Here is a 14,622-nt window from a genome sequence, read left to right as displayed (position 1 = left end):
GAAAATATCGGGTAAAAACATGGTGGATTCCGTATTTTTATAAGACTAACTTTGGTAATTTATAATATAAGAAGAGTTAAAAATGATAATAGGGAAGTCTTACTTTTAAAGGGTTTTTACGTTTAAAAGTTGTTTCAATCCTTACTTCTATTTGAAATTTACTTATTTAAGAAAGCCAATTATTAGAAAAATGAACGTTAAAAGTGAATTCAAGATGGCTTTTAAAGAAGAAAATTAATATCAAAATATTAGAAAAAACGATTTTATGATAAATAACAGTAAGCGTTTTAAACGCTTATAATACAAGTGTTTTAACGTAAGACTGCTTTTTGTAAGAGTTTGGATTTAACAATTGTCAGATAACTAAAGTTTTTTTAGAAAAGATAGATTAATCACTTGACTCTAAATTGTCAGAATGTTAGAATGAGAATGAATCATGGATATGAGGGGAATTAACTTGTAGTCATGTATCTATAACTAACTATTTTTTTAAGAGGGAGACTTAAACATGAAAGACATTTTCAATAGACGTCAACGATTTTCATTGCGTAAATATTCGTTTGGTGTCGCTTCAGTCTTGCTAGGAACGGCACTCTTTGCCGCTCATACTGCACAGGCCGATGAAGTAACAGCGCCTGACGCTTCTTCATCAAACCCTGATTCATCAGTTGAGGGGGAAAGTTCATCAAACCTGATTGAGACATCTACAGCATCTACAGCTCAAGCAGATCCTACTGCAGCTGTATCTTCAACTGAGGCAACTGCGTCAACATTTAACTTGACGCCAGAAGCTTCAACAACAGATAAGGCTGCCGCAGGGACAACTGACAAACAAGCTACAGAAACTGCAAAATCTCAAGCTGCTAAACCAGCTTCGGAAGCAGCAAAACCAACTGAAAAGGCTGCTACAGAAACAGCTAAGCCAGCTACAGCAGCATCAACAAATGCAGCTAGCAACAAGGTTGAAACAACAGCTTCAGCGACAGCCGCTGCAGCAACTCCAGCTGCAACAGCGGCTAATCGTACTGCAGCAACAGCAGCTCCAGTAGCTGAAGAAACAGCAGCAGCCGAAACTGCGGCAGCAACTACAAGTCTTAACACACGTGGTTCTGCGCGTTTTTATTCTGTAGGATCAGCAGCAGTTCGTAGTGCAACGCTTGACCGTGCAGCAACTGATTTGACGAATGCTGGCGCTTTGGCAACAAGAAGCAGCCGTCGTAATCGTCGTGCCGCTACAGACCACAATAACGAGCCGGTTGCTGTAGCAACTTTCCTAAAAGACGGTGAAGTTGCTACACCTGAGATGACGGATCCAAATGGTGCAAGTGTTCGTTCACAAACAGTACCATCAGGATATGCTGCTAAAGAAGGCGATGTCTACACCTATAGTATCGTAGACCTAACCCGCTTCAATGAACGTTACAATACAAGCTACTATGTACGTGCTTACAAGAGATTTGATGCTTCAACAGATACGACTGTTGAATTGATCAACAAAAATACTGGTGCTGTAGTTGAAACAAGAACAATTACTGCGTCTAGTGGTATTCAAAAATTCACGACTACTCAATCTGCTTCTAAAGGTGAATTAACTTTCCAAGTAGATTATGATAAAGGTTTAGGAGCTGGACCTGGTAAAACGGACCAACCATTTATTCAATTTGGTTATGAAGTTGGGGCAAGTATCCAAGCTTTAGTAGCTCCAGGACATAACCTTACTACTGAAGAACAAAAATTATATGATGCAGTTTATGCTGCTCGTACATCAACAGATATTATCAACGTTGTAGAACCAGCATATAACGGTCGTACGATTACAGATACTAATGCCAAGATTCCAGTATCAGTTAATAAAACAACTTACTATAAAGTAGTTGATAAAAACAATCCAACATTTAAGGCGAATAAAACTGATGTAACTGTTCAAGATTATAAAGCAAATGGTAATGAAGTAGACTTAGCTTCATACACTCTTAAAGCTATGGAAGGTCAAAACTTCACAGCATCTGGAGAGCGCCAATTTGATGGATACAAACTTTATCAAGCAGCTGAAGCAAATGATCAGTCAGGATATGTGAGTCGTCCTTATACTGTTGGAACGAAATTCATGGACGCTGAGCGTGCAGGAATTAAACGTATTAAAGAAATCGTGGGTGAAGATGGAACTGTAGTTGTTCGTGTTTATCTTCTAGATCCAAAACAACAAAGCAAGCGTTCTGATGGTACATTGAGCACTGATGGCTACATGTTGCTAGCAGAAACGAAACCAATTAAACCAGGTGATTACAACAAACAAGAATTAGCTGTTAAGAAATCACCTCTTAATACAATTGCTTTCACTGATAGTAAAGGTGTAACCTATGCAAATGGTAAAGAAGTTCCATTTGACTTCCAAAAAGCTGCTGGATATACACCATATAAAACTGTATTCGTACCATTCTTAGGAGACAATATTGGTCACCTTTCTCCAAATGAACAATTGGTTCGTGGAGTAAATGGTATCGGTACCAACGTTGACTTGCTTAACTCTTTGACACCGTATAAACAACCTGTTTATTACTATGTCAAACAAGAACCTGTAACAGTTACACCAGAAGTTGAAAAACAATTGGAAGGACGTGTACTTGTTGATGGTGAATTCAGCTTCAAGATTAAAGAAGTCAATGAAAACAAATCACTTCCGTCATATGAAGAAACTGTTACTAATAAAAACGGTAAAGCTACATTTAGTAACTTAACTTTCAATAAAGTTGGTACTTACATCTACACAATCACTGAGGTTAAAGGGGCAGATACAAACGTCGATTACGATGGTATGACAGTTAAGATGACTGTTACTGTAACTGAAAACTCTAAAGGTGATTTGCAAGCTTCTGTTAAATACAGTGGTACTGGTGGATTTGCTTCAAGTGCAGATGATAAAGTCTTCAACAACTACGTTGTAGCTCCAGTTAAAACTAAGTTTGACTTTAGCAAGGCTCTCGCAGGTCGTGAGTTGAAAGCCGGTGAATTTAGCTTCGTATTGAAAGATTCAACTGGTAAAGTTCTTCAAACTAAGAAAAATACTAAAGAAGGTGTTGTAGCCTTTGATGATTTGACCTTTGACAATACTCAAGTTGGTACTCACAAGTACACTGTAGAAGAAGTTATCCCAGAAAACAAAGAAGCTGGTATGACTTACGATACAATGAAGGCTGAAGTAACAATCACTGTTACTAAGGAAGGTCACGTTCTTAAAGCAACAAATACTCTTCCAGCAGATACAGAGTTCAACAATACATTCACACCAGGTGCGATTAAAGTTAACCTTGAATTTGATAAATCACTTTCAAACGGTACTTTGAACGCAGGTGACTTTAGCTTCACATTGACTGGTGATAACAATGTTAACGAAACTGTAACTAACAAAGCTAACGGTAAGATTAACTTCAGCGAATTGTCATTCGACCGTGAAGGTGTCTACAACTACACTGTTAAAGAAGTGAAGGGCAACAATGCCGATGTAGACTACGATGAAATGACTATCGCAGTTAAAGTAACAGTTACTAAAGATGCCGCTACAGGTCTTTTGGTTGCTAAGACTGAAATGACTTCAACAGGTGGTGAAGCAACTGGTACTGATGACAAGATCTTCAACAACCACGTTGTAGCTCCTGTAACTGCACAATTTGACTTCAGCAAAGCTCTTGCAGGTCGTGACTTGAAAGCTGGCGAATTTAGCTTTGTATTGAAAGACAAAGATGGTAAAGTCCTTCAAACAAAACAAAATGATGCCAACGGTAAAGTTAAATTTGACGCATTGACATTTACAAATGCTCAAGTTGGTGACCACAAGTACACTGTAGAAGAAGTTCAAGGAACTGAAGCAGGTATGACTTATGACCCAATGAAAGCTAACGTAACAGTTACTGTTACTAAGTCAGGTCATGCGCTTACTGCTGTTGCAACTCTTCCAACTGATAAAGAGTTCAACAATACCTTCACATCAGCTCCTACTCAAGCTCAATTCAAGTTCACTAAACGTCTTGAAGGTAAAGCACTTGAAGCAGATGCCTTCACATTCGAATTGCTTGAAAATGGCAATGTAATCCAAACTAAGAAAAATGCAGCAGACGGTTCAATCACTTTTGATGCTATTGAATACAGCGCTGAAGGTGAACACACTTACACTGTGCGTGAAAAAGCTGGTAACGATACAAATATCGATTACGATACTATGAACGCAGTAGTGAAAGTTAAAGTTACTAAAGATGCCGCTACAGGTCTCTTGAGTACTGCAGTTACAATGCCTGAAGACACTGAGTTCAACAACTATGTAGTTGCTCCAGTTGTAACTAAGTTCGACTTTACTAAGAAATTGGCAGGTCGTGAACTTAAAGCAGGTGAATTCAGCTTCGTATTGAAAGATTCTACAGGTGCAGTAGTTGAAACAGTTAAAAATGATGCTGCTGGTAATGTTTCATTCTCTAACTTGTCATTCGACAACACTAAAGTAGGTACTCATACTTATAAAGTAGAAGAAGTTATCCCAGCCAACAAAGAGTTTGGTATGACTTACGATAAGATGAAAGCTACTGTTACAGTTGAAGTTGCTAAGAACGGTCACACATTGACTACTGTTACAAACGTTACATCAACTGGTGGTGTAGACGCAAATGGTAATGCAACTGACGGTACTGCAGATAAAGAATTCAACAACAAAGTCACTCCTCCAGAAACTCCTGAATTCCAACCAGAAAAATTTGTCGTTTCTAAAGAGAAATATGACATTACTGGTGACAAGTTGATGGATGACGACGATGATGTACCTGGTAACGAGTACACAGCAACAAATGCAAATCCATATGTTGATGGTGTTAAAAACAACGAACCAGAAAACTTGAATACTAAGACTGTTGAACGCGGTTCTAAATTGGTATACCAAGTATGGCTTGATACTACTAAATTCACAGAAGCTAACAACATCCAATACGTTGGTGTATCTGATAAATACGATGCAGAAAAATTGGACGTTAACGCTGCTGACATCAAAGCATACGATTCAGTAACTGGTGCAGACGTGACTGCTAAATTCGACATCAAAGTTGAAAATGGCACAATCACTGCAACTTCTAAAGATGAATTTATCAAAGATAAAGTAAACAACCCTGTTATCGATACTACTAAATTCGCATTTGGACGTTACTATAAATTTGATATCCCAGCAACTGTTAAAGAATCTGTTAAAGCTGGTGCTGATATTGAAAATACAGCCAACCAAACAGTTCACGTTTACAACCCAGTAAGCAAGACAGTTGAAAAACCTGAAAAACCAACACAAAAACGTGTTAACAGCGTTCCAGTTCCAGTGGAAATGAACTTCACAAAACGTTTGGAAGGTCGTGAACTTCAAGCTAACGAATTCGAATTTGTATTGAAGAAAGACGGCGTTGAAGTTGAACGCGTGAAGAACGACGCTGCTGGTAAGATTGTCTTCAAGACTCTTAAATTTGGTCGCGATGATCTTGGTAAGACTTACAACTACACAGTAGAAGAAACTCCTGGTACAGATACAACTGTCAAATACGACACAATGGTTGCTACTGTTAAAGTTGTGGTTTCACACGACGGTACAGCTAAAGCAATCGTTGCTAACGTGACAGATGCAGCTGATAAAGAGTTCAACAACCGTGTCACACCTCCAGAAGAACCTAAGTTCCAACCAGAGAAATACGTTGTTTCTGAAGAGAAATTCGATATCACTGGTGACAAGCTCGTTGATGACGATAAAGAGTTGGCAGACAAGTACGCAGATACAAATGCGAACCCATACGCTGACGATGCCTCAAACAACGAAGCACAAAACATCAATACTAAGACTGTTAAACGTGGCGATAAGTTGGTTTACCAAGTATGGTTGGATACAACTAAATTCGACGCAGCTAACAAGGACAACATCCAATCAGTAGGAATCTCAGATGACTACGATGAAACTAAATTGGAGCTTGACGCTACTAAGATCAAAGCTTACGATTCAGTAACAGGTGATGATGTTACAGCTAAATTCGATATCACTGTTAACAACGGTGTGATTACTGCAACACTTAAAGATGGCTTCACTAAGTCACTTGGCGACGCAGAAAACACACAAGTTATCGACACAACTAAATTTGCTTTCGGACGTTACTACAAGTTCGACATCCCAACAACAGTTAAAGCTGATGTTCCTGGTGGTGCAGATATTGAAAATACTGCGGCTCAAGTAGTTAACTACTACAACCCAACAACTAAGAAAGTTGAAAAACCAACTAAACCAACTGAAAAACGTGTTAACAACGTTCCAGTTGAAGTGGAATTCAACTTCACTAAACGTTTGGAAGGTCGTGAGCTTAAAGCCAACGAATTCAGCTTCGTACTTAAAGATTCAGAAGGTAAGACTCTTGAAACTGTAAGCAACGATGCGGCTGGTAACGTTAAGTTCTCTAAACTTGAGTTCAAGAAAGGTCAAGAAGGCGTACACAACTACACAGTAGAAGAAGTTAAAGGCTCAGACGCAACCGTTACATACGATACAATGAAAGCGAATGTAACAGTCACAGTTAAACATGATGGAACAGCTAAAGTTCTTATCGCGACTGTAGGCGACATTGCGGATAAAGAATTTAACAACCGTGTAACACCTCCAGAAGAACCTAAGTTCCAACCAGAGAAATACGTATTGAATACAGCGAAATTCTCTATCACTGATAACAAGCTTCTCGATGATGATGCAGAGTTGACTGATAAATATGGTGAAACAAATACCGATCCATATGTAGATAAAGCTGATAACAACGAAGCAGAAAACATCAATACTAAGTCTGTTAAACGCGGCGAAAAGATCTACTATCAAGTATGGTTGGATACAACTAAATTTGACGCAGCTAACAAAGACAACGTTCAAACTGTAGGAATCACTGATGACTACGATGAAACTAAGGTTGATGTAGATGGTTCAGCAATCAAGGCTTACGATTCAGTAACTGGAGCTGATGTCACAGATAAATTTGACATTAATGTTGAAAATGGTGTGATGACTGCAACTCTTAAAGCTGGCTTCACTAAGTCACTTGGCGACGCAGAAAATACTCAAATCATTGATACAACTAAATTTGAATTTGGACGTTACTACAAGTTTGATATTCCAGCAACTGTTAAGAACGATGTTCCTGGCGGTGCAGATATCGAAAATACTGCTGCCCAAGTTGTTAACTACTACAACCCAGTAAGCAAGACAGTTGAAAAACCAAACAAACCAACTGAAAAACGTGTTAACAACGTTCCAGTTGAAGTGGAATTCAACTTCACTAAACGTTTGGAAGGCCGTGAGCTTAAAGCTAACGAATTCAGCTTCGTTCTTAAAGATTCAGAAGGTAAGACTCTTGAAACTGTAAGCAATGATGCTTCAGGTAACGTTAAGTTCTCTAAACTTGAGTTCAAGAAAGGCCAAGAAGGCGTACACAACTACACCGTAGAAGAAGTTAAAGGCTCAGACGCAACCGTTACATACGACACAATGAAAGCGAATGTAACAGTTACAGTTAAACACGATGGAACAGCTAAAGTACTTATCGCGACTGTTGGCGACATTGCGGATAAAGAATTTAACAACCGTGTAACTCCTCCGGAAGAACCTAAGTTCCAACCAGAGAAATACGTTGTTTCTAAAGAAAAATTCGATATCACTGGTGACAAACTCGTTGATGATGATAAAGAGTTGGCAGACAAGTACGCAGACACAAATGCGAACCCATACGCTGACGATGCATCAAATAACGAAAAAGAAAACTTGAACACTAAGACTGTGAAACGTGGCGACAAGTTGGTTTACCAAGTATGGTTGGATACAACTAAATTCGATGCAGCTAACAAGGACAACATCCAATCAGTAGGAATCTCAGATGACTACGATGAAGCTAAATTGGAGCTTGATGCTACTAAGATCAAAGCTTACGATTCAGTAACAGGTGATGATGTTACAGCTAAATTCGATATCACTGTTAACAACGGTGTGATCACTGCAACTCTTAAAGATGGCTTCACTAAGTCACTTGGTGATGCAGAAAACACTCAAGTTATCGACACAACTAAGTTCGCCTTTGGACGTTACTACAAGTTTGACATCCCAACAACAGTTAAAGCTGATGTTAAAGGCGGAGTAGATATCGAAAATACAGCGGCTCAAGTAGTTAACTACTACAACCCAACAACTAAGAAAGTTGAAAAACCAAGCAAACCAACTGAAAAACGTGTTAACAACGTACCAGTTGAAGTGGAATTCAACTTCACTAAACGTTTGGAAGGCCGTGAGCTTAAAGCTAACGAATTCAGCTTCGTCCTTAAAGATTCAGAAGGTAAGACTCTTGAAACTGTAAGCAACGATGCATCAGGTAATGTTAAGTTCTCTAAACTTGAGTTCAAGAAAGGCCAAGAAGGCGTACACAACTACACAGTAGAAGAAGTTAAAGGCTCAGACGCAACCGTTACATACGACACAATGAAAGCGAATGTAACAGTTACAGTTAAACACGATGGTACTGCTAAAGTTCTTATCGCGACTGTAGGCGACATTGCGGACAAAGAATTTAACAACCGTGTGACTCCTCCAGAAGAACCTAAGTTCCAACCAGAGAAATACGTAGTTGGAGAAGCTAAGTTCGACGTAACAGGTACAAAACTCGTTGATGATGACAAAGAGTTGGCAGACAAGTACGCAGATACAAATGCGAACCCATACGCGGACGATGCTTCAAACAACGAAGCTGAAAACTTGAATACTAAGTCTGTTAAACGTGGTCAAACTATCTACTATCAAGTATGGTTGGATACAACTAAATTTGATGCAAACAACAAGGATAATATCCAAACTGTTGGTATCACAGATGACTTCGATGAAACTAAGTTGAATGTGGATGCATCAGCTATCAAGGCTTACGATTCAGTTTCTGGTGCTGATGTTACAGATAAATTCGATATCTCAATCGAAAATGGTGTAATCACAGCTAACCTTAAAGCAGGCTTCACTAAGTCACTTGGCGATGCGGAAAACACTCAAGTTATCGACACAACTAAATTCGCCTTCGGACGTTACTACAAGTTCGACATCCCAACAACAGTGAAAGCTGATGTACCTGGTGGTGTGGATATTGAAAATACTGCGGCTCAAGTAGTTAACTACTACAACCCAACAACTAAGAAAGTTGAAAAACCAAACAAACCAACTGAAAAACGTGTTAACAACGTACCAGTTGAAGTGGAATTCAACTTCACTAAACGTTTGGAAGGCCGTGAGCTTAAAGCTAACGAATTCAGCTTCGTCCTTAAAGATTCAGAAGGTAAGACTCTTGAAACTGTAAGCAATGATGCATCTGGTAACGTTAAGTTCAAAGCTCTTGAATTCAAGAAGGGTCAAGAAGGCGTACACAACTACACAGTAGAAGAAGTTAAAGGAACAGATGCAACCGTTACATACGACACAATGAAAGCGAATGTAACAGTCACAGTTAAACACGATGGTACTGCTAAAGTTCTTATCGCGACTGTAGGCGACATTGCGGATAAAGAATTTAACAACCGTGTAACTCCACCAGAAGAACCTAAGTTCCAACCAGAGAAATACGTTCTTAGCAAAGATAATGGTAAGTTTGATATCACTGGCACTAAGCTTCTTGATGATGATGCAGAGTTGACAGATAAGTACGCAGAAACAAATGCGAACCCTTATGCTGATAAAGCTGATAACAACGAAGCAGAAAACATCAATACTAAAGCTGTTAAACGTGGCGACACTATTAACTACCAAGTATGGCTTGATACAAATCAATTTGATGCAAACAACAAGGATAACATCCAAACTGTTGGTATCACTGATGATTATGATGAAGCTAAATTGGAAGTTAAGCAATCAGATATCAAGGCTTACGATGGTAAGACTGGTGCTGATGTTACTGACAAGTTCGACATCTCTATCGCTAACGGCGTGATTACTGCTAACCTTAAAGCTGGCTTCACTAAGTCACTTGGCGATGCAGAAAACACTCAAATTATCGATACTACTAAGTTCGAATTTGGACGTTACTACAAGTTTGTCATCCCAGCTAAGGTTACTGACGGTGCTTACGATGGTGCTGAAATTGAAAATACAGCAGCTCAAGTTGTAAACTACTACAACCCAACTACTAAGACTGTTGAAAAACCAAACAAACCAACTGAAAAACGTGTTAACAACGTTCCAACTGCTATCGAGTTGATCTTCGGTAAGACACTTAATGGTCGTCAATTGAAAGATAAGGAATTTAACTTTGTCTTGAAAGACGAAGCAGGAAAAGTTCTTGAAACTGTTCAGAATGATGCTAAAGGCAAAGTAACTTTCTCTACTATTAATTATGGAAGAGACGATTTTGGTAAGACCTTTAACTACACTGTAGAAGAAGTTAAAGGAACTGATACAACAGTTACTTATGACAATATGAAAGTCAACGTTACTGTTAAAGTTATTAAACCTTCAGCAGATAATCAATTATCAACAGTTATCTCTTATGCTACAGTTGGTGGAAATACTTATGAATCAGATGACAGAATTTTCGATAACAACGTAACTCCTAACTTCAAACCAGAGAAATACGTTGTTTCAGAACCAAGCTTCGACATCATTGGTAACAAACTTGCTGATGACGATGATTCAGCAGATAAAGTTGAAATCCAAAACTTGAATGGTAAGACCCTCAAACGTGGTCAAAAGATCTACTATCAAGTATGGCTTGATACTCGTGATTTCACTGCAGAAAGCAACCTTCAAACAGTTGGTATCACAGATAACTACGAAGAAGCTAAGCTCGATATCGACGCTTCTGAAATCAAGGTTTACGATGGTATCACTGGTAAGGATGTTACAGACAAGTTCGATATTAAAGTTGAAAATGGTGTTCTCTATGGTACATCTAAAGCAAGCTTGACTAAAGCTATTAGTGCAACAGATGCTACTCCAGTCATCGATACAACTAAATTCGAGTTTGGTCGTTACTATAAATTTGATATCCCAGCTGTTGTTAAAGACATTGATGCTAACGACGGTGTAGATATTGAAAATACAGCTAACCAAACAATTCACCAGTACAACCCATTCAATAAGAAAGTTACAACTCCTGAAAAACCAACTCAAACACGTGAAAACAACGTTCCAGTTCCACTCGAGTTCGACTATACTAAACGACTTGAAGGACGTGAGTTGACTGCAGGTGAGTTCAGCTTCGTATTGAAAGATCAAAACAACAAGGTTCTTCAAACAGTAACCAACGATAAAGATGGTCACATCAAGTTTGAAAAACTCTTGTTCAGCAAAGCAGATCTTGGTAAGACATTCACTTACACTGTGGAAGAAGTACCAGGTAAAGATACTACTGTATCTTACGATGGAATGGTAGCTAAAGTAACTGTTGAAGTTACTAAAGAAGGTAAAGTTCTTAAGACTGTTGCTAACTACTCTGCAAATGGCGGTAACGCTTCTGGCGCTAACGACAAAGAGTTCAACAACAAAGTTCGCCCACCAGAAACACCTAAGTTCCAACCAGAAAAATATGTTGTGAACAAAGAAAAATTTGACATCAAAGGTGACTCACTCGTTGATGATGATAAAGAGTTGAAAGATAAGTACGCAGAAACAAATGCGAACCCTTACGCTGATGACGCATCAAACAACGAAGCTGAAAACATGAATACTAAGACTGTCAAAGCTGGTGATAAACTTGTTTACCAAGTATGGCTTGATACAACTAAATTCGACGCTAACAACAAGGATTACATCCAAACGGTTGGTATCTCTGATGACTACGATGAAACTAAATTGGATCTTGATGCTTCAGCTATTAAAGCTTACGATTCAGTAACAGGCGAAGATGTAACAGCTAAATTCGACATCAAAGTTGAAAATGGTATGATTACAGCTAACCTTAAAGATGGCTTCACTAAGTCACTTGGAGACGATGCAAATACTCAAATCATCGACACAACTAAGTTTGCCTTTGGCCGTTACTATAAATTCGATATCCCAACCACTGTTAAAGACTCTGTTCCTGGTGGTGTAGATATTGAAAATACAGCTGGACAAGTAGTTCACTTCTACAACCCAACAACTAAGAAAGTTGAAACACCTAAGGTACCAACTGAAAAACGTGTTAACAGTGTTCCAGTTGAAGTCGGATTCAACTTCACTAAACGTTTGGAAGGTCGTGAGCTTAAAGCTAACGAATTCACATTCGAGTTGAAGAATGAAGCAGGTAAAGTTGTTGAAACTGTTAAGAATGATGCAGCTGGTAACGTTAAATTCTCTAAACTTGAATTCAAGAAAGGCCAAGAAGGCGTTCACAAGTACACAGTAGAAGAAGTCAAAGGAACTGATGCAACTGTTACATACGATACAATGAAAGCGAATGTAACAATCACTGTTTCTCATGATGGTACTGCTAAAGCTCTTGTAGCGACTGTTGGTGAAATTGCTGATAAAGAATTCAACAATGCTGTTCGTCCACCAGAAAAACCTAAGTTCCAACCAGAAAAATATGTTGTTTCTGAAGCGAAATTTGACGTAACAGGTACTAAACTCGTTGATGATGATAAAGAATTGGCTAATAAGGTTGCAGATACAAATACCAACCCTTACGCTGATGATGCATCAAACAACGAATTGGAAAACTTGAATACTAAGTCAGTTAAACCTGGTCAAAAACTTTACTACCAAGTATGGCTTGATACAACTCAATTTGACGCTAACAACAAGGATCATATCCAAACTGTTGGTATCACTGATGACTACGATGAAACTAAGTTGGATGTTGATGCATCAGCAATCAAGGCTTACGATTCAGTATCAGGTGCGGATGTAACTTCTAAGTTCGACATTAAGGTTGAAAATGGTGTTGTTACAGCTAACCTTAAAGATGGCTTCACTAAGTCACTTGGCGATGCTGAAAATACTCAAGTTATTGACACTACTAAGTTCGAGTTTGGTCGCTACTATAAATTTGATATTCCTGCAACAGTGAAAGCAGACGTCGCTGGCGGTGTGGATATCGAAAATACTGCGGCTCAAGTAGTTAACTACTACAACCCAACAACTAAGAAAGTTGAAAAACCAAACGTACCAACTGAAAAACGTGTTAACAGTGTTCCAATTTCAGTAGAATTCAACTTCACTAAACGTTTGGAAGGCCGTGAGCTTAAAGCTAACGAATTCAGCTTCGTGCTTAAAGATTCAGAAGGTAAGACTCTTGAAACTGTAAGCAATGACGCTAAAGGTAACGTTAAATTCTCACCTATTGAGTACAAGAAAGGCCAAGAAGGTACTTACAAGTACACAGTAGAAGAAGTTAAAGGTACTGATGGTACTGTTCAATACGACGGTATGAAAGCTCTTGTCACTGTTGAAGTCTCACATGATGGTAAAGCGAAAGCTCTTATCACTAAAGTGAACGACCCAGCAGACAAAGAATTTAACAACACTGTTCGTCCACCAGAAAAACCTAAGTTCCAACCAGAGAAATACGTTGTTTCTAAAGAGAAATTCGATATCACTGGTATGAAACTTGTTGACGATGATGCTGAGTTGAAAGATAAAGTAGGCGATACTAACAAGGATCCTTACGCTGACAGCACAGCTAACAACGAAGCTGAAAATATCAATACTAAGACACTCAAGAAAGGTGATAAGTTTGTCTACCAAGTATGGCTCGACACAACTAACTTCACTGACGCTCACAATATCCAATCTGTAGGTGTTACAGATAAATATGACAGCGAAAACTTGAACATCAATGTTGCTGATATTAAAGCATACGACTCTGTAACAGGAGAAGATGTGACAGCTAAGTTCGATATCCAAATCGTTGACGGTGTGATTACTGCAACATCTAAAGCTGACCTTACTAAGTCACTTGGCGATGCAGAAAACACACAAGTGATCGATACTGCCAAATTGGCATTCGGACGCTACTACAAGTTCGATATTCCTGCAACTATCAAAGGCACTGCTAAAGATGGTGTAGACATCGAAAATACTGCGTCACAAATCGTTCACCAATACGACCCAACTAAGAAATCTGTTGAAAAACCAGAAAAACCAACAGAAAAACGTGTAGTCAATATCCCAACTAAGGTTGAATTTGAATTCACTAAGAAACTTGAAGGTCGTCAACTTAAAGCTGGTGAGTTTAGCTTCGTACTTAAAGACAGCAAGGGTAATGTGATCGAAACTGTAAGCAATGATGCTAACGGTAAGATTAAGTTCTCAGCTCTTGAGTACAAACGTGGTGAAGAAGGTACTCACGTCTACACAGTAGAAGAAGTACAAGGTAACGATGCAACTGTTACCTACGATAAGATGGTAGCTACAGTCGTTGTTTCTGTATCTAAAGACGGTAAAGTCTTGACAGCAACTTCTCAATTGCCAGAAGATACTGAGTTCAACAATATTGTGACTCCACCGACTCCACCAACACCACCAACACCACCAACACCGCCGACTCCACCAACTCCAGTGGTTCCACCAGTGACACCACCAACTACACCAGAAGCTCCTAAAGGACCAGCACTCCCTGAAACAGGTGATGA

At 38.9% G+C, this 14,622-nt stretch carries 1 protein-coding gene; it reads left to right on the top strand.

What is annotated here, in order from left to right; translation table 11 throughout:
• Window positions 1-508: 508 nt before the first annotated feature.
• Window positions 509-14,622: SspB-related isopeptide-forming adhesin (locus H7T98_RS09965; protein ID WP_201061822.1), on the top strand; the 14,114-nt coding region annotated here is incomplete at its 3' end.

It is taken from the genome of Streptococcus sp. 23.2 (genome assembly GCF_016648665.1).
GTDB classification, from domain to species: Bacteria; Bacillota; Bacilli; order Lactobacillales; family Streptococcaceae; genus Streptococcus; species Streptococcus salivarius_E.
Note: the sequence above shows the minus strand (reverse complement) of the source record. Positions and strands in the feature narration are given on the sequence as shown.